Consider the following 21,608-nt stretch of genomic DNA (forward strand, 5'->3'; position numbering starts at 1 on the left):
CTACTTGTAGCGGTAGGTGATGCGGCCCTTGGTGAGGTCGTAGGGCGTCATCTCGACCAGCACCTTGTCGCCGGCCAGCACGCGGATGCGGTTCTTGCGCATCTTGCCGGCGGTGTGGGCGATGATCTCGTGATCGTTTTCAAGCTGGACCCGGAAAGTGGCGTTGGGGAGCAGTTCCACAACGGTTCCCGGGAACTCGAGCATTTCTTCTTTTGCCATTGAGGCCTTTCTCGCGTCTTTGATTTTGGCCGGACGCGTCCGTCCGACTGAACCGGACATGCGCCTGTCGGCGCCTCGAGGGGCGGACTGGGCATGCAATGTCCGTGAATTGAGCGGGAGAATGGGCATTCAGGCCCATAAAATCAAGTTTCACGGGCGCGGGACGCCAATGAAGCCGTGCAGCCCCTACCCGCCGGGGGTGGCCTGCCAGCCGAAGCGCTCCTTGATGCGGTCCATCAGCGTGTCGCGCACCTCGCGATAGGCGGCCAGGCGGGTCTCGCGGGCGCCTTCCACGAGGGTGGGATCGTGGGTGGGCCAGTATTCCACATCCGCCGCCATGGCGCGGGTCAGGTCCACCGCCTTGTGCTGGGCTTCAGGCGTGAGGGAGATGATGAGGTCGAAGCTCGTATCCTCCAGCTCATCGAAGCTGCGGGGCTTGTGCTTGGTTACATCGACGCCGAGTTCGTCCATCACCGAGATGACGAAGGGGTCCAGATCCCCTGCCCTCACGCCGACCGAATCCACATAGACATATTTGCCGTAGAGCAGCTTCATGATGCCGGCGGCCATGGGTGAGCGCACGGCATTCTGCCCACAGGCAAACAGGATCGCGTCCGGCAGGTCTTCTCCATGGGGGCCGCGCATGGAGGCCTAGCCTTTCATGTGCAGGACGCAGATGAGCGTGAAGAGGCGGCGGGCGGTATCGTGGTCGATGGCGATCTTGCCGTCGAGCCTTTCGGCCAGCAGCGTTGCGCCTTCATTGTGCAGGCCGCGGCGGCCCATATCGATGGACTCGATCTTGGAGGGCGAGGCCGAGCGGATGGCCTCGTAATAGCTTTCGCAGATCAGGAAATAGTCCTTGATGATGCGGCGGAAGGGCGACAGGGACAGGATGACCTTGCCGTGCGGCTCCTCGGCCTCATCGCGGATATCAAAGACGAGGCGGTTTTCCTCGATCGACAGGTGCAGATTGTAGGGGCCCGCATCGCTGCCGACGGGGGCGAAGCTGTTTTCCTCCAGCAGATCGAAGATCGCGACCTTGCGCTCGTGGTCCACTTCCGGCGTGCGGCGGACCACGGCCGACTCGTCCAGCACGATCGACGCGATGCGCTTTTTCGGGTTGGCATCCTGGGGGGAAGACGGGGTGTCGGTCATGAAGGGGTCCGGCGGTGGACAATGCGCGCCCAGTCTATGCGTTCGGGCGGCGCAAACATAGCTCTTGCGGCCTCAGCGATTGAGCCGCACGGAGACGGAGCGGCCATGAGCCTCAAGCCCCTCGGCATCCGCGAGCGCCACCGCGGCGGGGCCGATGCGGCCGAGGCTGTCGGCGTCACAGCGCACAAGCGAAGTGCGCTTCATGAAATCAAGCACTGACAGGCCGGACGAGAACCGCGCCGAGCGGGCCGTGGGCAGCACGTGGTTGGTGCCGGCCACATAATCCCCCACCGCCTCGGGCGTGTAGCGGCCAAGGAAGATGGCGCCTGCGTGGCGGATCCTGTCGGCCAGGGCGTCCGGGTCTGTGACGGCAAGCTCCAGATGTTCCGGGGCCAGACGATCAACGAGCGGCACGGCGTCAGCGAGCGACGGGACGGTGATGATGGCCCCGAAATCATGCCAGCTTGCGGTCGCGGTGTCTTGGCGGCTCAGCTGCTGCAGCTGGGACGCGACGGCCCTGGCCACTTCGTCGGCGAAGGCTGCATCATCGGTGATGAGGATCGACTGGGAGGACGGGTCGTGCTCGGCCTGACTCAACAGGTCAGCGGCGATCCAGGCAGGGTCGTTCTCGCCATCGGCCACGACGAGGATTTCGGACGGGCCGGCGATCATGTCGATGCCGACGGTGCCGAAGACCTGGCGCTTGGCGGCGGCCACATAGGCGTTGCCGGGGCCAACGATCTTGTCGACGGGCGCGATGGTATCGGTCCCGTGGGCCAGGGCTGCCACCGCCTGGGCGCCGCCGATGCGGTAGACCTCGGTGACGCCTGCCAGCCTGGCGGCGGCGAGCACCAGCGGGTTTTCAACCCCATCCGGCGTCGGCACCACCATGACCACGCGCTCCACCCCTGCCACGCGGGCGGGGATTGCGTTCATCAGCACGGACGACGGATAGGCCGCCGTGCCGCCGGGCACATAAAGACCCGCGGCATCCACCGCCGACCAGCGGTGGCCCAGCTCGACGCCCGCCTCATCCGTGAAGCTCATGGACTGGGGCATCTGGCGGGCGTGGAACGCCTCGATGCGCTCGGCTGCAAGCTTCAGGGCCTCAAGCGTTTCGGACGGCACCTGGGCGGCAGCGGCATCAAGCCGCGCCTGGGGGATGCGTAGATCCTCCGGGCCTTCGAGGTTGAGGCGGTCGAACTTGTTGGTGCAGGCGATGACCGCGTCGTCGCCCTTTGCCTGCACCTCGGCGATGATGGCAGCCACGTCATTGTTGACGTCCACCGCGGTCTCGCGCTTGGCGGTCAGCAATTCGGCGAAGGATGCTTCAAAATCTTCAGCGCGCGCGTCGAGGCGGCGGGGGGCTGTGCGGGCGGTCATGGCGGTCTGCTTCAAAAAGGGGCCTGGACGGATGACGGTCAGGGGCCGGGAGCTACGGACGGCTGGGGACGGCTGAGGTCAGGCGTCCAGATCATGTGCCGGCTTATGCCGGGTTTCCCACGGACCGGTGATATCGGTCAAATGGCCCTCAAGGCACTCCACGTCCAGCGCAATCGTGCCGCCGCCGGCAAAATCCAGGGTAATCGTGCCCGCGGGGTCTTCCGGTGTGGCGGAGGGCTCGAAGCGGACCGCCAGCAGGGAGACGATCGCGTCCTTGGCATCCTGGCGGATGTTCTGGCTGCGGACAGCCAGCACATCATCGAAATGCAGCCCCGCGCGGACGCGGAAATGACGGCGGGGGCCGAGACGGGCCGTGCCTTCCGCCTCCCAGGCGAAACGGTTGACCACGCAGGCGAAGCGGCGGCGCTTTGGCTCGAAGGCGAAGTCGCCCACCGCGGTCACCGCATCCTGAAGATGGGCGGATACCACGTTGAGATCGTCCTGATCCTCGATGCGCAGGCGCAAAGGCTTCATGAGCTGACCCTAGCCGGGAAGGCGTGAAATGTCGGCACCGCAGGCGGACAGCTTGTCCTCAAGCCGCTCGAAGCCACGGTCCAGATGATAGACGCGAGAGATAACGGTTTCGCCTTCCGCCGCCAAGCCCGCGATGACGAGGCTGACGGAGGCGCGCAGATCCGTCGCCATGACGGGGGCCCCGCGCAGGGATTTAACGCCCGAGACGATGGCGCGGTCGCCATGCAGGGAAATGAGCGCGCCGAGGCGGGCAAGCTCCTGCACATGCATGAAGCGGTTCTCGAAAATCGTCTCGGTCATCTGGGCGTTGCCGTCGGCCATGGTCATGAGCGCCATGAACTGGGCCTGCAGGTCTGTCGGGAAGGCCGGGTAAGGCTGGGTGACGATGTCGACGGGCGACAGGGCCGTGCCGTTGCGGCGGATACGGATGGTGTTGTCAGCCGGGGTGACATCCACATCGACGCCAGCGGCGGTCAGTGCCTGGAGGGCAGCTTCGAACAGGCTGGCGTCAACGCCTGAGAGCGTCACGTCCCCGCCGGTCATGGCGGCGGCCATGGCATAGGTGCCGGCCTCGATGCGGTCGCACACGACGGCGACTTCGGCGCCATGCAGGCGCTCGACGCCGGTGACCGTGAGGGTGGAGGTGCCGAGACCTTCGATCTTCGCGCCCATGGCGTTGAGACAGTCGGCCAGATTGGTGATCTCAGGCTCGCGGGCGGCATTTTCGATGCGGGTGACGCCGTCGGCCAGCACGGCGGCCATCAGCACATTGTGGGTGGCCCCGACCGACGGCATGGAGAAGCGCACTTCGGCGCCCTTGAGGCCGTCCTTCGCTGCGGCGATCACATAGCCCTTGTCGAGCTCAATGGTGGCACCGAGCTTTTCCATGCCCTGCAGGTGCAGATCGACCGGGCGCGTGCCGATGGCGCAGCCGCCAGGCAGCGACACATCGGCGTGGCCGCAGCGGGCCAGCAGCGGGCCGAGCACCCAGAAGCTGGCGCGCATCTTGGAGACGAGATCATAGTCCGCGTGCGTGCTGGCGATGGTCCTGGCGGTGAGGCGCAGGGTGCGCCCGCCGGGCTTGTAGGTGGCGTCCGGCCCGAAGCCCGCAAGCCGCCTGGCCTGCTCATTGGCCAGGGTGAGGCGGCCCTCGATGGGGGTGGTCAGGGTTTCCCACGCACCGCTGGAATTGAGCACCTCGATCTCGACGCCGAGTTCCGCCAGCAGGCGGGCCAGGGTGGCGATGTCGGTGAGGCGCGGGACGTTGGTGAGGACCAGCGGCTCGTCGGTCAGGAGGCTCGCGATCATCAGCGGCAGGGCGGCGTTCTTGGCGCCGGAAATGGGAATTTCCCCGTTAAGCGGGTTGCCGCCGGTAAGCCTGATCCTGTCCATTGAGGTGTCCCCGGAATGCGTGGTCGTGAAAATCGTGGCGGCGGGGCAGCGGCTGCCCGCCCATCCTGTCTGCGGTCAGGCCTGCACGGCCCGAGCGGCTGCTTATAGCGGATGTGCCCTGCCAATAGGGCATGAGAGAGGCGAAAGTCTTAACGGCCGGGAGGGGTTCTGTCCGGGGGCAAGTTATTGTCAGCCTGCGGCCCGGCCTCCCCTGCCCCATCTGCCGCGCCCATTTCTTCCGTATCGGCTGACGACGAGCGGCGGGCGCGGGCCTGCTGCTTGCGGCGCTGGAGATTGGCCTTGAGGGCTGCGGCCTGGCGCGCCTGACGGCCGGACGGCTGGGTCCGGCCCGCGGGCTTTCCGCTCTGGGCTTTGCGGGACGGCGGGGATGTGTCGGCGGGCATCGGGCTGGCAGGGTCGCTGAACTGGAGGCATAAACAGGCGGTGCGGGGCGATCCTGCAAAGGGACCCGGCGGGCGTCAAGCGGGGCCCGCAAGGCGCGGGTTTCCGGGCAGAACGACGCCGCCGCACACAGGTCCGGAGGCGGAGCCGGGAGGGATTGCATGAAAGCGAAAACCCCTATTGCAGCCGATGACCGCTTATGGCAGTTTCCGGCCTCCTTCGCCGGGCGCGTTAACCCAATTGTTGCGGTTTTGGCGCATTTTGCACCGGCTTGAAGCTTTCGCCGCGGTAGCTCAGTGGTAGAGCGCACCCTTGGTAAGGGTGAGGCCGAGAGTTCAATTCTCTCTCGCGGCACCATTTATTCCCTCACGGCATTATTCCCTCACGGCATTATTCCCTCACGCCAGCTCGCTTCGCTCGGGGCTCCGGGTGGGCGGCCTGACCGGCCGACGCCCTGTCGGGCGCGTTGTGTGTTTGATCTCTTTCGTTAGCTCGTTTTGTGCTTCTTGCATCACGCCAGCTCGCTTCCCTTGGGACTCTGGGTGTGCGGCCTGACTAGTCGGCAGCGCTTTGAACCATTGCGCTCGATAACTGGCCCGGCTCGTAACGATCGAAATGCTCCTCGATTCAATTTTGTGGAATTGCCGTGCAAATCTTCTGGCATGATTGCTGATATCGTGTGCCTTAATGCCCCCAACAATACAGTTGTGGAATCATCAATGCTTGATCATCTCGACTTCGATTCAGTCACTGAATCTGACATTAAGCAACTGATTGAAAACTCGGTGCCGGAAGGACACCGATTAGATTTCAAGAGAGAAATCTACGGGAGCGAGCCTGCTGAGAAGCGGGAATTCCTGAAAGACATCTCCGCACTGGCTAACACCTCGGGCGGCCATCTTATTATAGGGATGGATGAAGAAGAGGGCGTTGCGACATCCATTTACCCTCAGAAAGTGGACCCAGATGAAGAAGTACTAAGAATGAATAATCTAGCTCGAGATGGTATATCCCCACCAATCCAAGGGTTGTTGATCAGGGCTGTAAAAGTCGATGAAGGCCACTGCTTTTTCGTTCGAGTTCCTGAAAGCTGGAATGCGCCACATAAAGTCATTCACAAAGGTGACCATCGCTTTTATGCACGCAACTCGTCTGGAGTCGATTATTTGAGCACCGAGTCAATCAGAACGCTCGTGACTAGAGGGGCCGAATTACAAACCCTTATAGAGAGCTTTGTCGAGAACAGAATTGAAAAGATTCGTAAGAATCACGGTCCCGCGACTTTGTCCGACAAGCGCGGAAAACTTTCGGTACACCTTGTACCTCTTCGAAGTTTCTCAAAGCCCGCCGAGACAATCGACATGAGAAGCGCACACACCGATTGCAAGAGCCTCCGCACCCTTGAAGGCGTCTGCTTTACCGGAAGATTCAATATAGACGGATACTTGGGTTCGGAACGGCATGGAACTTTGGGCGATTCTTACATTCAGTTATATCGTTCCGGAGTAATGGAATCTGTGGAAAATGGGTTTGTCCAAACACTTAAAGACCAAGGCTATGTAGCAGCACACCATATTGAAGAGCGCGTACTGGGTTCTTTACTACCATGGATGCATATACTTTCTCGCTTAAATATCAATCCACCTCACCTTGTCTTTGTAACCCTTCAAGAGGTTCACGGTGCTAAGTTGGCAATCTCTGAAAGTATGTTGGACAACAATAGAAGCGATCCATTTGATCGACCTGTCCTCGCTTTGCCGACGACATTCTTCGAAAGCATCCCTGACAGAGACGAACTCCACAGGTTAATGCGACCGGCTTTCGACGCCTTATGGAATGCCTCCGGTCGAGCTTTCGCCTGGAGTTTTGATGACAACGATGTATGGAGCGGCGGCGTCTAACGAAAACCCCCCGGCGGATGGATCCGCCGGGGGGGTCTTGTCTTAGAGGGGGGTCGCGTCGGGTTACGCGGCCTGGTAGCCGAGCATGGCTTTGGTTTCGAGGAATTCCTCGAAGCCGTGCTCGCCCCATTCGCGGCCGTTGCCGGACTGCTTGTAGCCGCCGAAGGGGGCGTTGAAGTCCGGGCCCGCGCCGTTGAGGTGCACGTCACCGGCGCGGATCTTCGAGGCCACCTTGCGGGCGTGCTCGATGTCGCCGGACTGGACGTAGGACGACAGGCCGTATTCGGTGTCGTTGGCCATCTCGATAGCCTGTTCCTCGGTCTCGTAAGAGAGGATCGACAGCACCGGGCCGAAGATCTCCTCGCGGGAGATCGTCATGTCCGGGGTCACGTCGGCGAAGACGGTCGGGCGGACATAGTAGCCCTTGTTGAGGCCGTCCGGACGGCCGACGCCGCCGGTGAGGAGCGTTGCGCCCTCGTCGATGCCCTTCTGGATGAGGTCCTGGATCTTGTTGTACTGAACTTCAGACACAACCGGACCGATGGTGGTTCCGTCCGTGAACGGATCACCAACCTTGACCTGCTCGGCAGCCGCCTTGGCGATGGCCTTGGCTTCGTCGTTCTTGGAGGCGGGGACGAACATGCGGGTCGGCGCGTTGCACGACTGGCCCGAATTCATCATCACGCCCTGGATGCCGCCGGCGACGGCCTTTTCGAGGTCGGCGTCTTCGAGGATGATGTTCGGCGACTTGCCGCCGAGTTCCTGGGTCACGCGCTTCACCGTGTCGGCTGCGGCCTTGGCGACCAGAATGCCGGCGCGGGTGGAGCCGGTGAAGGACACCATGTCCACGTCCTTGTGGGCGGACAGCGGCGCACCGACGGACGGGCCGTCACCATTCACCAGGTTGAAGACACCGGCGGGCACGCCGGCTTCGTGGAGGATTTCCGCCAGGATGATGGCGTTCATCGGCGCCACTTCAGACGGCTTCAGCACCATGGTGCAGCCGGCGGCCAGGGCCGGGGCGACCTTGCAGACGATCTGGTTGACCGGCCAGTTCCACGGCGTGATGAAGCCGCACACACCGATCGGCTCCTTGACGATCTGCGTGGTGCCGCGGGTTTCCTCGAAGGCGTAGTTCTTCAGCACTTCCATGTTGGTCTGGAAGTGGGCCAGGCCCGTGGCGGCCTGGGCGGCCTTGGCGAGCCAGATGGGGGCGCCCATCTCGGTGGAGATCGTCTCGGCGATCTCGTCATAGCGGGTCTGGTAGACCTCGATGATCTTCTCGAAGATCTTCACGCGGTCTTCGCGCGAGGTGGCGGACCAGGCCGGGAAGGCGGCCTTGGCGGCGGCGACAGCCTTGTCGAGATCAGCCTCGGAGCCCATGGAAATGGTGGCGCAGGGCTCTTCCGTCGCCGGGTTGACGACCTCGAGGGTCTTCGGCGTGGCGGGGTCAACCCACTGGCCATTGATGTAGAACTGGAGGGCTTCCTTCACGTCTTTACTCCCGTGTTGATGCCGGTGACGCCCGAAACGGGCGGCGGCGGATCGTAAATTCTCGTCCGGACAGGCCCGGTTGGCCGACTCACGGTCATTTCCGCGTGCGGCCGGGGCCCATCTCCCCTGCGAGACCCCTGAAAACCGGCGGATTTCCGCTCTTTTGGGGCAGGGCTCTCACATCCCGGCGTGGACTCTTGCACGAAGACAAGCCGCGTCGCTAGTCCTGCGCACCCCTCAGATTCGGTCATTTTGGCGCTCACGGCGCGCAGCGCCTCCGCGGGGCGGCGCGAAAGCGCCGGCGCCCGGTCGGGCGGGTGGGTGGGAGACATTGGGGGTGGGCGTCGGGGTCGGTCCTGCCCCATCTCCTCCAACCGTATCCCTCCGGCTTGACCGGAGGGTCTACTCTCGGTGCCGCTTGCCGCAGTGCATGGGGACGGGTGAGCGCCCTTGCTTCCGGCGCTGCGCCAATCAGCCGAGGCGAGTGGGCCCTCCGGTCAAGACGGAGGGATGCGGGAATTTGTGTGGGCGTGGGAAAAAACACCTCTCCCCTCGCGGGAGAGGTCGGTGCGGCAGCACCGGGTGAGGGGGTGGGCCTGTCCGCAATTACATAGGCGGAGAATGGTCGTCACCGCTGCTGCCCCCTCACCCTCCCACGCGCTGACGCGCGCGGGCCCCTCCCTCTCCCGCAAGGGGAGAGGGAATTGTGGTGTGGGTCCTGCCTAAAGCGTCTTCAGCCAGGGGATCATCTTTGCCGCGATGTCTTCTCCCTTGTCGTCCTGGAGGAAGTGGCCGGCGTTGGCGATGGTGGCGTGGGGCTGGCCTTTGGTGCCTTTGAGGCGCTTGGCGAAGACCTTGTCCTGGCCTGCAGTGACGGGGTCGCTGTCGGAGAACAGGAGCAGGACGGGGAGGTCGAGTTTTTCGAGCGTCTTCCAGGCGGCATGGCCCTGGGCCAGTTCGCTGGGGACGAGCCAGGGCATGGCGCGGGGGCCCATCATGTAGGGTTCGTCCGGGAAGGGGGCCTGGTAGGCGGCGACCTCATCATCCGTCAGCTCACGGATGGTTGCGGCCTGCACCGTGGCGCCGGGGTTGAACTCGCGGGCGTAGCGGGCATGGGCAATCCAATCCGGGAAGCCTGCGATCTTGTCCATTGAGGTGATGCTGTCGCCCTTGCGCCAGGCCTTGTAGCGCATCAGCCAGCGGCCGATCAGCGACATGGGGAACGGGGCTGCGGGCAGGCCCGTATTGCCTGCGGTGAGGGACGCAAAGCGCTGCGGCACCTCCGCCAGCACACGCAGGCCGATGAGGCCGCCCCAGTCCTGCACGAAGACATGGATGCCGGTGAGGTCGAGCTTTTCGATGAAGCTGCGCATCCACGCCACATGGCCCGCATAGGTGTGGGCGGATTTGGTGATGGGCTTGTCGGACTTGCCGAAGCCGATCAGGTCCGGCGCGATGACGCGGAAGCCGGCCTCGGCCAGCGGCGGGATCATCTTGCGGTAGAGATAGCTCCAGCTCGGCTGGCCGTGCAGCAGCAGGACAACGGGGCCGTCGCGCGGGCCTTCGTCCACATAGTGCATCTCAAGGCCCGGCGCGACCGCCACATAATGCGGCGCGAAGGGATAATCCGGCAGATCGGTGAAACGTGCGTCCGGTGTGCGGATGGCGGTGACGCCGTGCCCGCCCTGCGCTCCAATGTCATGCGTACCGACCATGGATGGCCCCCTTCCCTGCTGCATGTGGTTTTCAGGAAAGGTGGCCATCCGGCGCGGGGAACGCAAGTCACCTGCTGTTGACTGCCGGTTTACAAGCGTTCCGCCGGTGTCAGGCGGCGATGCGGGCCACGGCCTCTTCCGCGCGGGCCACGGCCTCATCGTCCGCCAGCACGCGGCCGGCGCCGATCAGTTCCACATCATGGATGCCGATGAAGCCCAGCGCGTGGCGCAGCCAGGTGGAGGCGAAGTCGATCTCCGAGCCAAGCCGGGTGCCGCCGGAGGCCATGGCGACATAGGCCTTCTTGCCTTCAAGCAGGCCGACGGGGCCGTTTTCGGTGTAGCGGAACGTGATGCCAACGCGGGCCACCTGGTCGAACCAGGCCTTGAAGACGGCGGGGACGCCGAAATTGTAGATCGGGGTGCCGATGACCACGATGTCGGCGGCCTGAAGATCGGCCACCAGCGCGTCGGAAGTGGCGAGGGCCGCCACCTGCTCGGACGTGCGCTGATCTTCCGGTGTGTTGATGGCAGCGGTGAAGGCCTCGGTGATGAAGGGCACGCCTCCGGCGAGGTCGCGGCGGATGACATGCACATCGCCATGGCGCGCGGTCAGCTGATCAACAATGCGGGCACTGAGGCCGCGGGTGACGGAGCCTGCGCTGCGGGCGCTGGCGTCGATATGCAGGACGGTGATCGGCGTTTCTGTCTGCTGCTTGGGATGGGCCATCAGAGATCTCCGGTTTGCGCGTGATCCGGGTGCGGCCGGACACTGAATTGCGATAACCGGAAGATGGGCCAATCCCCTGCGCGCATTAACCGCTCAAACAGGGAATTATTTTTTCGCTGGCAGCAACAATAGATCTCATTCGGGCAGCGGGCCGGTCAGCGAGGCACGCTGGGACAATTCGATCCAGTTGCCAAACGGGTCGCGGATGAAGGCAATGCGCGCCGTCTTGCCGAGTGTTTTTGGTTCCTGCGCACCGTAGGCCGGGTCATGGCCGACAATGCGGGCATATTCCGCATCCACATCAAACACCTGAATTGTCGAATAGCGCAGGCCGGGGCGCATCATCACATCATTGTCGGCGCGGTCCGGGACATCGGATGTGATGCGGCCAACAATGCGGCTTTGGCCACAGGCCACCGCACAGGGCATGGTCTCATCAACCGGCAAGCCCACAGCGTCGCGGTAAAACGCCATGAAGGCGTCGACCGACAAGGTGGCCAGTTCCAGCGCCCAGTGATTGATGCCGTCACGTCCCGCGGGCCAGCGGACAAGTTCATTGCCGTCGGGGTCCGTCATGGTCTCAGGCTCTGCGGCATCCGGACAGGCAACCAGCAGCCGGAGATAGCCCGCGGTGCCGCGTGGTGGCAGCGGGTCTTTGGCGTGGTTGATCTTCAGTACCGCGCCGTCAAGCGTGTGGCGGTGCTGCCGGACCTGACGGGATACCGGCAGGACATGGTCGAACTGCACATGGGCGTGCTCACACCAGAATGCCGACACCTCCTCCGGTGCATTGGTGAAGAGCCCGACATCAAGCGAATTCTTGGCGAGTTGCATGGAAAGGCTGGCCTTTTTCTAGCGTGAGAGCACGCACCTAGTAGCCACGGGGCAGGCGGAAGCGCAAGGCCACCATCACCGTTCCGCCGGTGCGATATCCCCGTACGGGCTGTGGTTGAAGTGGCGGCAACGGCAGGCCAAACTTGCCCCATAAAACAAAATTCAGGAGGACCCCCCGATGCATGATCTCGTGATCAGGAACGGGCTTGTCTATGACGGGCTGGGCGGCAAGCCCTATGAGGCCGGTATCGCCATTGACGGGGCGACCATCACCGCCGTCGGCACGGTGACAGGCGCAGGCCGCGAGGAGATCGACGCCAAGGGGCAGATCGTCACGCCGGGCTTTGTTGATCCGCATACGCATTATGACGGGCAGGTGACCTGGGACCCCTATCTGCAGCCTTCCACCTTCCATGGCGTCACCACCGCCGTGATGGGCAATTGCGGCGTGGGGTTTGCGCCTTGCGCGCCGGACCGGCACCAGTGGCTGATCGGGCTGATGGAAGGCGTGGAGGACATTCCGGGTACGGCGCTTTTTGAGGGCATCAAGTGGGGCTGGGAAAGCTTCCCGGACTATATGGACACGGTCGAGAAATCGCCGCTGGCGCTGGATGTGGGCCTGCAACTGCCGCACGGGGCGTTGCGCGCCTATGTGATGGGCGAGCGCGGGGCGCGGCTGGAGCCTGCGACCGAGGACGACACGGCGAAGATGGCGCAGCTTGTGGAAGACGCGCTCAATGCCGGCGCGCTGGGCGTCTCCACCTCGCGGACGGAAAAGCACCGCGACAAGGATGGCGAGCACACGCCGACCTACAAGTCCGAAGCGATGGAACTGAACGGCATCGCCGAGGCGATGAAGCGGGCCAATAAGGGGGTGTTTCAGTTGATCGCCGATTTCCGGGACGTGGACTGGGAATTCGACATGCTGCGCAAGGTGGTCGAGATTTCAGGCCGCCCGCTGTCGCTCACCATCGAGCAGGATGACCGGCACCCGGACATCTGGCGGACGGTGCTGGACAAGATCGCCCAGGCCAACAAGGACGGCCTGCCGATGCGCGGCCAGGTGCCGGCCCGGCCCACCGGCGTGGTGATGGGGCTGACGGCATCGCTCAATCCGTTCCTGCTCTACAAGACCTGGCACGAGATCATGCCGCGCACGCTGGACGCGCAGGTTGCAGCGCTCCGCGACCCGGACTTCCGCGCCCGGCTGCTGGCGGAGAAGGTGGAGTTCAAGGAAGGCGAGATTTCCACGCAGCTGTTCTCCTGGTTCCACAAGATGTTCAAGCTGGGCAGCCCGCCCAATTATGAACCCTCGCCTGATGACAGCGTGGAGGCCCATGCCAAGCGCGAGGGCCGTGACCCGCGCGAGGTGCTGCTGGACTGGATGGCGGAAGATGACGGCAAAGCGCTGATCTATTACCCGCTGATGAACTATCTGCCGGGCGACCTCTCCTATGTGGAAGAAATGCTGAAGCACCCGAACACGGCGTTTGGTCTGTCCGACGGCGGAGCGCATGTGGGCATCATCTGCGACGCCAGCTTCCCGACGACGCTTCTGACCCATTGGGGCCGTGACCGGACGCGCGGCGACAGGCTGCCGCTGGAGTGGCTGATCAGCGGGCAGACGAAAAAGACGGCGGAGCTCGTGGGGCTTTATGACCGCGGCGTGCTGGCGCCGGGCATGAAGGCGGATGTGAATGTCATCGACTTCGACAACCTCACCATGGACCGGCCGGAGATCGTCTATGACCTGCCGGCTGGCGGCAAACGCTTCATCCAGAAGACGCGCGGCTATACGGCCAGCATCGTTTCCGGCGTGGTGGCGTTCCGCGAGGGTGAGCCGACCGGCGCGCTCAACGGCAAGCTCATTCGCGGTGCCCAGGCACGGCCTCACGGCGCGCGGCTGCCTGCTGCGGCAGAGTGACCGCCTGCGCGGCCCACTGAAACTGATCTATCTCATTGGCCCCGTCCTGCATCTGCGCAGGATGGGGCCAGTTACTTGACCCCACGGAAGGACATGAGCGATGAGCGACAAGATCCTGCACGAACTCTCCCCCGCCGAGGTGAAGGCGAAGATGGATGCCCATGAGGTGGTGGTGATCGATGTGCGCGAGCCGCGCGAATTTGGCGCCGAGCGCATTCCCGGCGCGCTCAACTTTCCGCTGTCGACCTTTGACGCCACCGCGCTGCCGACCGGCGGACGGCCGGTGATCCTGCATTGCGGCGTCGGCAAGCGCTCGGCCATGGCGGCGCAGAAATGCTTTGAGGGCGGTGCGGGCGAAGCCACGCACATGGCCGGCGGGCTGGGGGCGTGGAAGGACGCAGGGCTGCCGCTGATCGTGACGGACCCTGCGACCGGGCAGCCGTCGCTGCAGGGCTAGACGGGGGTGCCCTGCCCTGCGTTGTTCTCCGCGCTATCCCTGCGCCATTCTGCCTTGAGCTGGGCGCTGGTCATGCGGGAGCCGTCGGGGCTCCAGCCGGGCGGGCCGAAGGTATAGCCCCACCATTCCCGCGCGGAGCGGACGCCGAACCAGTCGCGGAAGATCGCTGCCCATTCGTGGAAGGCGATGACGAGCGGGTTGTGGCTCTTCAGGTTCTTGATGATGCCATAGGTACACGGATCATCATCGCGCTCGGCCACAAAGGTGCCGAACAGGCGGTCCCAGATGATGAAGACGCCCGCGTAATTGGCATCGATGTAGCGCGGGTTGGTGGCGTGGTGGACGCGGTGATGGCTGGGGGTGTTGAACACGGCCTCGAACCAGCGCGGCATGCGGCGGATCATCTCCGTGTGGATCCAGAACTGGTAGACGAGGTTGAGCCCGCCCACGAAGGCAATGAGCAGCGGGTGGAAGCCGAGCCACACCATGGGCACCCAGAGGAACAGGAGGCCCGTGAAGGTGCTGGTCCAGGGCTGGCGCAGGGCGGTGGAGAGATTGTAGTGCCGGCTTGAGTGGTGGCCCACATGGTTGGCCCAGAACCAGCGCACTTCGTGGCTCCACCGGTGCCACCAGTAATAGAGAAAATCATCGAGCAGGAAGGCTGCCGGGAACGCCCACCAGGCGAAGCCGAAATCAAACAGGCGATGCTCATAGGTGAGCGCGTAGACCGTGCCGAAGACGCCCGCCAGCAGGGTGGCGATGATGACATAGCCGAGGCCCATGGTAAGGCTGGCTGAGGCGTCCTTCAGGGTGTAGCGCGCGCGGCCGGTTCTGCGGCCTGCGATGATCTCGACAGCGAGCAACAGGATGAAGACGGGGATCGCATAGGCGACGGGATTGGGGAGATCCATGGCGTTGGCTCGGGTGCTTTAGTTGTCTCAAGTGTCGCGGGCGTCGAGGAGCGGTGCGTGGTCGATGCGCGGCAGGACGAGGCGGGAGAAATAGTCCGCCTCCTGCGCATGCGGGTAGCCCGACAGGATGAAGGCGGAGAAGCCCATCTCGCGATACATCTCGAGCTTGGCGGCCACCTGATCCGGATTACCGACAATTGCCGCGCCGCAGCCTGAGCGGGCGCGGCCGATGCCGGTCCACAGATTGTCCTCGACGAAGCCGTCATCATCGGCGGCATCGCGCATCATGGCCTGGCGGCGCACGCCTTCGGACGCGGCATCCAGCGCACGGGCGCGGAGCTTCTCCCCTTCCGCCGCATCAAGCTTCGACATGATGTGGCGGGCATGGGCCCGTGCCTCGTCTTCCGTCTCGCGGACGATGACGTGGACGCGGTAGCCGAATTTGAGCGTGCGGCCATGGGCTGCGGCGCGCTTTGTCATGTCGTCCACAAGCGCCTGCACCTTATCCTTGGTGTCCGGCCACATGAGGAAGACGTCAGCGGCCTTTGCGGCCACCTCGCGGGCGGCGGGGGACATGCCGCCGAAATAAAAGGGCGGGCATTTGCCGGAAACGGTGCCGACGCGCATGGGGTCGAGCTGCATCTGGTAGTGCTCGCCGTCGATGTCCACGGGCTTGCCGTCCAGCAGGGTACGGACGATCTCCATGGCTTCCAGCGTGCGCTGGTAGCGCGGGGCGGACTCCATGGTCTGGCCGGGCATGTCGGACGAGATGATGTTGACCGTCAGGCGGCCGCCGAGCATCTGGTCGAGCGTTGCGATCTGCCGGGCGAGCTGGGGCGGCCACATCTCACCGCAGCGGACGGCCAGCAGCAGGCGCATCTTCTTCACATTGGGCGCAACGCCCGCGGCAAAGGCCACGGGGTCGATGCCGAGGGAATAGCCCGAGGGCAGCAGGATATTGTCAAAGCCGCCCGCCTCCGCGGCATCGACGATTGTCTTGCAGTGCTCGAAGGACGACAGGAAGGCCGGGTCCTGGGTGCCGAGAAACTCGGCGTCGTCATCGCACAGGGCGGAGAACCAGGAGATTTCGACAGGCGTGGTCATGACCGTTCCTTGCGGCTGTCATCGCGGAATGCCTGGACGACCTGAGCAATTGGCGATGCACCCCCATCGTCCATGCTGTCTATCGTCCGTGGACGGAAGACTGCCCGAAGGACGTGATCTCTGTCCTCAACGTGCATGTCTCCTCCAGCCAGCATGGCGATGTACGTTTCCAACATCGTCTGCCGTTCGAGTGCATCATCGTACATCGCAGCTTCATTCCGATAGACCCGCGCGACAATGCGAATTGCCCACAAGACAACCGCGGTTGGAACACCAAGAACTAGCGCCAGGATCGGTAAAGACGCTGGGTCCAGTGTGGTTATCGATGCCCAGGTTGATGCTATGATTATTGCACCAGCTATCACAAATAGCGTGAGCAATACGATGAGACCGCAAAACCAGTTACCTCTCGCTTTTAGGTGTGCCCCTGCGCGGCTTTTCCAAAATGAGATGGGTTGGTTAAGTGCTAATTTTTCTCGGAAGCTGTCCTCTATTTGATTAACTCCGCTTTCTATTCGTTCCTCCATCTGATTTGACTGCGATTGGAGCTCTTCTAGTTTGAGCCGCGTATCAGCCAGTAGGTCGCCCACATTGATCGCGGAACTCAGCGCATCTTTCAGCTCTAGTGCTGTATTGATCATCCCAGCGAGACGAATTTCGCTTGCCGAGTCGAGGCTACCTGCTGCGCTTAATTCGTCTGGGAATGGGATATGCGGCGATATCAGTGGGACTAGGTTCTGCACATAATTAGCCGCTGACTCTATATCGCCACGCGCGAGTAGCTCGTTCAACTCGGACCGATGTTGAGCGATGGGAACTGATCTTCTTTCGTCGTACTCGGCAAGCCCTTGGAGGATTTGCGATTTAGCCAGGGACGGATTTGACTCCTCAAGGATTACTCCGTTTGCAATCAGTCGGGCCCCTCTCCATAGACTGTCGGCCAGATCGAACTTGTGGCTGCTGAGCACTTCTTGCAGGTTCTTTGCGGCCTCGACCTCACTCTTGGAGAATTTTGCTAGGTTGCCGAGGCCAACCTCTCCTGTAAGAAGTGCAGGAATTGAACCTTGGCGTTCAAGTCTCCAGGTCCAGTCACCAATTTGCTGTACCATGATGTATCCTCTCAACTTCAGCAGAAAATCCTGGATGCCGTGGTCAAGCCACGGCATGACAGGTGCGGGTCAAGGCAGCGGCTGGCCGGTGGCGGCTTCGTAGACGGCGTACCAGTCGGCGCGGGTGAGGGTTACGTCCAGCGCGCTCATGGCGTCGGCGATGCGCACGGGGGTCTGGCTGCCGATGATGGGGATGGGGGCTGACGGATGCGCCAGCACGAAGGCAAGCGCGATGGCCGTGCGGCTGACGCCGCGCTCCTTTGCCAGCCGGTCCAGCGTGATGATGACATCGGCGAGTTCGGGGGTGGCCGCCTCGTTGGCCTCGAGCATCAGGCGGCCGCCGGCCAGCGGGCTCCAGGCAAGCGGCGTCATGCCGGTTTCCATGCACAGATCAAGCACGCCATTGGTGACCGGCTCGACAGCGATGGCGGAGAATTCCGGCTGCTGGGTGGCGAGCGGCACATCCAGATGGGCCTGCAGGGCGCGGATCTGGGCGCTTGTGTGATTTGAGAGGCCGATCTCGCGGATCTTGCCTTCCGTGCGCAGGGCGGTGAGTGTTTCGGCCACCTCAGCCGGGTGGCTCAGCATGTCCGGCCGGTGGATCTGGTAGAGGTCGATCACGTCGATCTTCAGGCGGCGGAGGGACGCTTCGCACGCCTTCCGCAGATAGGTTGCGCTGCTGTCATAGGGGGTGCCGGGGATGATGCCGCCCTTGCTGGCGATCACCATGCGGTCGCGCAAGGCGGGGCGTGCGGCCAGCACCTCGCCGAACAGCTCCTCGGCAGCGCCGAAATGCATGTCGGAATCAAGGCCGTAGACGTCCGCCGTGTCGAACAGGGTCATGCCCGCATCCAGCGCGATCTCGACCTTGCGCGTGGCATCGGCCACATCGGTGCCCGCATAGCGCCACATGCCATAGGCGATGGGGGCGACCGTGAGGCCGCTCTGGCCGAGGCGCCGGTTTGACCTGGCGATCACGAGATCGGACATGTATTTCCCCTGCCGTCCTGCATATTGTCTGGGTCCCGGTTGCACCGGCCCCTTCGCCTCCGCCCCATAGCACAGACCGAAGAGCACGCGAATGTCGAGCCCCTCCCCCGCCGATCACAGCCGCACGAGCATCCGTTACGCCATTATCGGCGCGGGCATGATGGGCAATGAGCATATCCGCAATATCGCGATTACCGAGGGGGCGGAGACCGTGGCCGCGGCGGACCCGCATGAGGGCTCCCGCGACTGGGCGAAGCTGACGATGGACGGCGCGCCGATTGCCCTGTTCGAAGATTATCGTGACCTACTGAACGAGGCCGACAGCTTTGACGCGGTGATTGTCGCGACGCCCAACCACACCCACCGGGCGGTGCTGGAGGATGTGTTTGCGACGGGCAAGCACGTGCTGATTGAAAAGCCCCTGTGCACCACTATCGAGGATTGCCGCTGGGTCGCCGATCAGACGGCGGACTACCCCGGGGTCGTGTGGATGGGGCTTGAATATCGCTGGATGCCTCCGGTGACGCGGTTTGTGGACGAGGTGCGGGCGGGGGCTGCGGGGGACGTGAAGATGCTGACGATCCGCGAGCACCGGTTTCCATTCCTGCGCAAGATCGGCGACTGGAACCGGTTCAACCGCAATTCGGGCGGCACGCTGGTGGAGAAGAGCTGCCATTTCTTCGACCTGATGCGGCATGTCATCGGTGCCGAGCCTGTCCGCGTGATGGCCTCCGGCGGGCAGGACGTGAACCATCTCGACGAGGCCTATGACGGCGAGGTGCCGGACATCATGGACAATGCGTTTGTCATCGTGGAGTTCGACAACGGCGTGCGGGCCTGCCACGAGCTGTGCATGTTCGTGACCCAGCTCGAACAGCGGGAGCACCTGACGGTGACCGGCACGAAAGGCGCGCTGGAAGTGACGATCCCGCAGGGCGAGCTGGCACATACGCTCAACACCGGCAATGACACCGTCCGCACACGGATCGAGGTGGAGGCCCGCGTGCTGGAGGCGGGGCACCATCACGGGGCGTCCTATTATCAGCATCTCGCCTTCCAGGAGGCGATCCGCAATGGCACGCCGCCGCTTGTGACCGTGGAGGACGGCTTGCGGTCGGTCGCCATGGGGCTGGCGGCGCAGCGCTCCATCGCGGAGGGGCGGATTGTCGACATGGCAGAATTCGGGCTCTGAATTGCGGAAATCGTGGGGTCGGGCCGGATTGACATGACTCGCGCCGGCGCCCATTGTCGGCAACGTAATTTCAATTGACCCGGATGGCCGGTCCCATGACCTGCGTCTCTTTCATGTCCGACTGCGTGACGCGCGTATTTCTCGCGCCGGCCTGCACGCGCGCGGCCATGACAGACTGACGCAAAGCCTTCCATCTCATTTGATGCGCGCCCGGCTTTGCCGGGCTTTTTTATGGAATGCGCCCGGCAGCCGACTGACGGCCCATCTGACCGGACCATTCGACATGCCTTTTGACAAACCCATTGACCGCCCCGACGCTTCCGCCCCCGATACGCCCGCGATTGCCCGCGTGACGGAAGCGCGGCGGCTTCTCATCATCTCGTCCATTGTCGCGGTGAACATGCTGTCGCTGGCAGCGACCGACCTCTATCTGCCGTCGATCCCCGAGCTGCCGCGCATCCTGGGTGCCAGCGTGGAGAGCGTGCAGTTCACGCTGGTGACGTTTTCGCTGGGCTTTGCCTTTGCGCAGATTCTCATCGGGGCGCTGGGTGACGTGTTCAGCCGCCGGGCGGTGCTGGTGACCTCCATGCTGCTGTTCATCCCGGCCACTGTGGCCTGCGCCCTGGCGCCGGGGGTGGAAATGCTGATCACGGCGCGGCTGGTGCAGGGCGCGTCGGCAGCGGCGGGCGCTGCGCTGACGGCGCCGCTGATCCGCGATCTGTTCAGCGAGGAGCGCGCGGTGCAGGCGATGTCGGTCATCGGCGGCATTGACGCCGTGATCCCCGCCTTTGCGCCGATCGTGGGGGCGTGGGTGTTCACGCAGTTCGGCTGGGAAGCGAATTTCTGGCTGGTGGCGCTGCTGGCTCTGCCCGCCACGGTGGTGGCGTTCATCGCCATGCCGTCGGAGCGGCAATCGGCGCATGTGGATATTGTCGGGGCGCTGACGGGCTATTCGGTGCTCCTGAGGAGCCCGGCCTATCTCGGCTATGCCCTGTCGCACGCCATTGCCATTGCGGGCCTGCTGACGCTGGTCTTCAGCCTGCCGGTGCTGCTCGACACCTATATGGAGGGCGGCCCGCGTGAATTCATCCTGACGCAGATCCTGTGGGTGGGGTCGTTTCTCGGCTTTACCTGGATCACCGGAATCGTGTCCCGCCGCATCGGCGTCGACCCGATGATCCGGCTCGGCTCGCTTCTGCAGATCGGCAGCAGCTTTGCGGTGCTGGCCTATGTGCTGCTGGCCGGAACGCCGCTCTGGTGGATGGTGGCGCTTCTGGCGACGCCCGTCTGCATAGGCTTTGGCTTGCGGGCCGGGGCGGGTTTTGCGCAAGCCATGCGGCTGTTCCCCAGCCATGCGGCGCGGGCCAGCTCGTTTATCCTGTTCGTGTCGATGCTGGCGGCGGCCGCGGGCACCGGTGCCGTCGCCCCGTTCCTTGAATGGGGATTGTGGTCAGCGCCGGTGGCGATGACGGTGTCAGGCCTTGCGGGGCATGCATTGCTGCGGCTGACGCGGCACGGGCAAAGCTAAAGGAAAGATCAGGCGGCCTCGGGCGGGATGCCATATCCGGTGTACCAGTCCTGGAACGGCATCACGACCGCGGGCCGCCCGTTCACCCGGAACCAGCTATCCACCACATAGCGCTCCTCGCTGGCGGTCTCTTCCACCACGGCGGTGTAATGCTGCCAGCGGCCGTCAATGAAGGCGCCGCGGATCGACGGGCTGTCCACATCGTGGAAACGGAACAGGCCGTCCTGTTTCATCAGCACAAGGAGCATGGTGGTGTTGGCCGCTTCGTCGATGCAGTCCTGATAGGCGGGGTTACCGGACCAGGCTGAGTTGAGCACGCCGCCGGGGTCGTCCGCCGTGCCGAGCACGGGGCCGACGGCTGTTTCAACAAGGCCCACGGCCTGCGCCATGGCGTAGCGCTCCTGCGCCGGGGTCTGAACAGTGGCGAATTCCGCGCGCACGGCGGGCCAGACCTGCCTGAGATCCACCTGCGAGCGCGTCTGGCAGCTATAGGCGTGGCAGAAGGTGGCGTCGGCCAACTGCGGCTGCTGCGGCAGATCGTAATGGGCGAAAAAATCTTCCGGCTCGAACCAGCCCCAGGAGACGCAGCCCGCAAGCGCCAATGCCGCGACGGAAACCGGAAGCATGGAAAGATATC

The 21,608-nt window shown here is 63.7% G+C and carries 20 protein-coding genes and 1 tRNA gene; 6 read left to right on the forward strand and 15 right to left on the reverse strand.

Going from position 1 to position 21,608, the window contains the following annotated elements:
- From infA to murA, 6 genes are all read right to left on the reverse strand, one after another.
- Positions 1-219: a translation initiation factor IF-1 gene (infA, locus tag HG718_RS10925; protein WP_027841141.1), complete on the reverse strand. Its 219-nt coding sequence runs from the start codon at positions 217-219 to the stop codon at positions 1-3.
- A 186-nt stretch (positions 220-405) separates the two neighbouring features.
- A complete protein-coding gene (locus tag HG718_RS10930) occupies positions 406-864 on the reverse strand; it encodes an arsenate-mycothiol transferase ArsC (protein WP_160588462.1) in 459 nt (152 codons plus the stop codon).
- A gap of 6 nt (positions 865-870) precedes the next feature.
- The gene (locus tag HG718_RS10935; RefSeq protein WP_160588463.1) at positions 871-1,374 is read right to left on the reverse strand and encodes a UPF0262 family protein; all 504 of its coding nucleotides are present in this window, start codon (positions 1,372-1,374) and stop codon (positions 871-873) included.
- A gap of 72 nt (positions 1,375-1,446) precedes the next feature.
- Positions 1,447-2,757 (reverse strand): histidinol dehydrogenase, encoded by a 1,311-nt coding sequence (gene hisD, locus HG718_RS10940; protein WP_160588464.1) that lies wholly within the window; start codon positions 2,755-2,757, stop codon positions 1,447-1,449.
- Positions 2,758-2,835: 78 nt separating this feature from the next.
- A complete protein-coding gene (locus HG718_RS10945) occupies positions 2,836-3,291 on the reverse strand; it encodes a DUF2948 family protein (RefSeq protein WP_027841137.1) in 456 nt (151 codons plus the stop codon).
- A 9-nt stretch (positions 3,292-3,300) separates the two neighbouring features.
- Entirely contained in the window at positions 3,301-4,683 is a 1,383-nt protein-coding gene (murA, locus tag HG718_RS10950) for a UDP-N-acetylglucosamine 1-carboxyvinyltransferase (RefSeq protein ID WP_027841136.1), read from the reverse strand.
- Between the two features lie 684 nt (positions 4,684-5,367).
- Between murA and HG718_RS10955 the strand changes: the two genes are divergently transcribed.
- Both HG718_RS10955 and HG718_RS10960 read left to right on the forward strand, forming a co-directional pair.
- A tRNA-Thr gene (locus HG718_RS10955) sits at positions 5,368-5,442 on the forward strand.
- 305 nt (positions 5,443-5,747) lie between these two features.
- Complete coding sequence (locus HG718_RS10960) at positions 5,748-6,986, forward strand: AlbA family DNA-binding domain-containing protein (RefSeq protein WP_160588465.1); 1,239 nt, start codon at positions 5,748-5,750, stop codon at positions 6,984-6,986.
- 63 nt (positions 6,987-7,049) lie between these two features.
- Here the strand turns inward: HG718_RS10960 and HG718_RS10965 are convergent, their stop codons facing one another.
- The 4 genes from HG718_RS10965 to HG718_RS10980 form a co-directional block, all read right to left on the reverse strand.
- Positions 7,050-8,480, reverse strand: a complete 1,431-nt coding sequence (locus HG718_RS10965) for an aldehyde dehydrogenase family protein (RefSeq protein WP_160588466.1) — start codon at positions 8,478-8,480, stop codon at positions 7,050-7,052.
- A gap of 722 nt (positions 8,481-9,202) precedes the next feature.
- On the reverse strand, positions 9,203-10,195 hold the full coding sequence (locus tag HG718_RS10970) for a haloalkane dehalogenase (protein ID WP_160588467.1): 993 nt from the start codon (positions 10,193-10,195) through the stop codon (positions 9,203-9,205).
- 109 nt (positions 10,196-10,304) lie between these two features.
- On the reverse strand, positions 10,305-10,922 hold the full coding sequence (locus HG718_RS10975) for an FMN-dependent NADH-azoreductase (protein WP_160588468.1): 618 nt from the start codon (positions 10,920-10,922) through the stop codon (positions 10,305-10,307).
- Between the two features lie 135 nt (positions 10,923-11,057).
- Positions 11,058-11,756 carry a VOC family protein gene (locus tag HG718_RS10980; protein WP_160588469.1) on the reverse strand — a complete coding sequence of 233 codons (699 nt, stop codon included), beginning with the start codon at positions 11,754-11,756 and terminating at the stop codon, positions 11,058-11,060.
- A gap of 178 nt (positions 11,757-11,934) precedes the next feature.
- Here HG718_RS10980 and HG718_RS10985 point away from each other — a divergent pair, with 178 nt between their 5' ends.
- Both HG718_RS10985 and HG718_RS10990 read left to right on the forward strand, forming a co-directional pair.
- A complete protein-coding gene (locus HG718_RS10985; protein WP_160588470.1) occupies positions 11,935-13,680 on the forward strand; it encodes an N-acyl-D-amino-acid deacylase family protein in 1,746 nt (581 codons plus the stop codon).
- A 100-nt stretch (positions 13,681-13,780) separates the two neighbouring features.
- Entirely contained in the window at positions 13,781-14,137 is a 357-nt protein-coding gene (locus tag HG718_RS10990; protein WP_160588471.1) for a rhodanese-like domain-containing protein, read from the forward strand.
- Here HG718_RS10990 and HG718_RS10995 read toward each other — a convergent pair.
- From HG718_RS10995 to HG718_RS11010, 4 genes are all read right to left on the reverse strand, one after another.
- Entirely contained in the window at positions 14,134-15,048 is a 915-nt protein-coding gene (locus HG718_RS10995) for a sterol desaturase family protein (protein ID WP_160588472.1), read from the reverse strand. The genes HG718_RS10990 and HG718_RS10995 overlap by 4 nt on opposite strands.
- 27 nt (positions 15,049-15,075) lie before the next feature.
- Positions 15,076-16,152 carry an LLM class flavin-dependent oxidoreductase gene (locus tag HG718_RS11000; RefSeq protein WP_170080206.1) on the reverse strand — a complete coding sequence of 359 codons (1,077 nt, stop codon included), beginning with the start codon at positions 16,150-16,152 and terminating at the stop codon, positions 15,076-15,078.
- On the reverse strand, positions 16,149-17,261 hold the full coding sequence (locus HG718_RS11005; protein ID WP_160588474.1) for a DUF6161 domain-containing protein: 1,113 nt from the start codon (positions 17,259-17,261) through the stop codon (positions 16,149-16,151). The genes HG718_RS11000 and HG718_RS11005 overlap by 4 nt, the downstream gene beginning before the upstream one ends.
- 69 nt (positions 17,262-17,330) lie before the next feature.
- Entirely contained in the window at positions 17,331-18,251 is a 921-nt protein-coding gene (locus HG718_RS11010) for an aldo/keto reductase (protein WP_160588475.1), read from the reverse strand.
- Positions 18,252-18,342: 91 nt separating this feature from the next.
- Between HG718_RS11010 and HG718_RS11015 the strand changes: the two genes are divergently transcribed.
- Together HG718_RS11015 and HG718_RS11020 are read left to right on the forward strand one after the other, a co-directional pair.
- A complete protein-coding gene (locus HG718_RS11015; protein ID WP_188658423.1) occupies positions 18,343-19,443 on the forward strand; it encodes a Gfo/Idh/MocA family protein in 1,101 nt (366 codons plus the stop codon).
- A 283-nt stretch (positions 19,444-19,726) separates the two neighbouring features.
- Entirely contained in the window at positions 19,727-20,971 is a 1,245-nt protein-coding gene (locus HG718_RS11020; protein ID WP_160588476.1) for an MFS transporter, read from the forward strand.
- An 8-nt stretch (positions 20,972-20,979) separates the two neighbouring features.
- On the opposite strand, the gene HG718_RS11025 is transcribed toward HG718_RS11020, so the two are convergent.
- A complete protein-coding gene (locus HG718_RS11025) occupies positions 20,980-21,597 on the reverse strand; it encodes a hypothetical protein (RefSeq protein ID WP_160588477.1) in 618 nt (205 codons plus the stop codon).
- Between the last annotated feature and the right edge of the window lie 11 nt (positions 21,598-21,608).

This window comes from Pyruvatibacter mobilis, assembly GCF_012848855.1.
Taxonomy (GTDB): domain Bacteria; phylum Pseudomonadota; class Alphaproteobacteria; order CGMCC-115125; family CGMCC-115125; genus Pyruvatibacter; species Pyruvatibacter mobilis.

What these genes read in the sequence shown, in the direction of transcription:
- murA (WP_027841136.1), bottom strand. Translation starts at nt 4,683, where the DNA reads ATGGACAGGATCAGGCTTACCGGCGGCAACCCGCTTAACGGGGAAATT.
- HG718_RS11005 (WP_160588474.1), bottom strand. Translation starts at nt 17,261, where the DNA reads ATGGTACAGCAAATTGGTGACTGGACCTGGAGACTTGAACGCCAAGGT.
- HG718_RS10990 (WP_160588471.1), top strand. Translation starts at nt 13,781, where the DNA reads ATGAGCGACAAGATCCTGCACGAACTCTCCCCCGCCGAGGTGAAGGCG.
- HG718_RS11015 (WP_188658423.1), top strand. Translation starts at nt 18,343, where the DNA reads ATGTCGAGCCCCTCCCCCGCCGATCACAGCCGCACGAGCATCCGTTAC.
- HG718_RS10975 (WP_160588468.1), bottom strand. Translation starts at nt 10,922, where the DNA reads ATGGCCCATCCCAAGCAGCAGACAGAAACGCCGATCACCGTCCTGCAT.
- HG718_RS11000 (WP_170080206.1), bottom strand. Translation starts at nt 16,152, where the DNA reads ATGACCACGCCTGTCGAAATCTCCTGGTTCTCCGCCCTGTGCGATGAC.
- HG718_RS11025 (WP_160588477.1), bottom strand. Translation starts at nt 21,597, where the DNA reads ATGCTTCCGGTTTCCGTCGCGGCATTGGCGCTTGCGGGCTGCGTCTCC.
- HG718_RS10930 (WP_160588462.1), bottom strand. Translation starts at nt 864, where the DNA reads ATGCGCGGCCCCCATGGAGAAGACCTGCCGGACGCGATCCTGTTTGCC.
- HG718_RS10935 (WP_160588463.1), bottom strand. Translation starts at nt 1,374, where the DNA reads ATGACCGACACCCCGTCTTCCCCCCAGGATGCCAACCCGAAAAAGCGC.
- HG718_RS10960 (WP_160588465.1), top strand. Translation starts at nt 5,748, where the DNA reads ATGATTGCTGATATCGTGTGCCTTAATGCCCCCAACAATACAGTTGTG.
- HG718_RS10970 (WP_160588467.1), bottom strand. Translation starts at nt 10,195, where the DNA reads ATGGTCGGTACGCATGACATTGGAGCGCAGGGCGGGCACGGCGTCACC.
- HG718_RS11020 (WP_160588476.1), top strand. Translation starts at nt 19,727, where the DNA reads ATGCCTTTTGACAAACCCATTGACCGCCCCGACGCTTCCGCCCCCGAT.
- HG718_RS10980 (WP_160588469.1), bottom strand. Translation starts at nt 11,756, where the DNA reads ATGCAACTCGCCAAGAATTCGCTTGATGTCGGGCTCTTCACCAATGCA.
- HG718_RS10945 (WP_027841137.1), bottom strand. Translation starts at nt 3,291, where the DNA reads ATGAAGCCTTTGCGCCTGCGCATCGAGGATCAGGACGATCTCAACGTG.
- HG718_RS10995 (WP_160588472.1), bottom strand. Translation starts at nt 15,048, where the DNA reads ATGGATCTCCCCAATCCCGTCGCCTATGCGATCCCCGTCTTCATCCTG.
- HG718_RS11010 (WP_160588475.1), bottom strand. Translation starts at nt 18,251, where the DNA reads ATGTCCGATCTCGTGATCGCCAGGTCAAACCGGCGCCTCGGCCAGAGC.
- HG718_RS10985 (WP_160588470.1), top strand. Translation starts at nt 11,935, where the DNA reads ATGCATGATCTCGTGATCAGGAACGGGCTTGTCTATGACGGGCTGGGC.
- infA (WP_027841141.1), bottom strand. Translation starts at nt 219, where the DNA reads ATGGCAAAAGAAGAAATGCTCGAGTTCCCGGGAACCGTTGTGGAACTG.
- hisD (WP_160588464.1), bottom strand. Translation starts at nt 2,757, where the DNA reads ATGACCGCCCGCACAGCCCCCCGCCGCCTCGACGCGCGCGCTGAAGAT.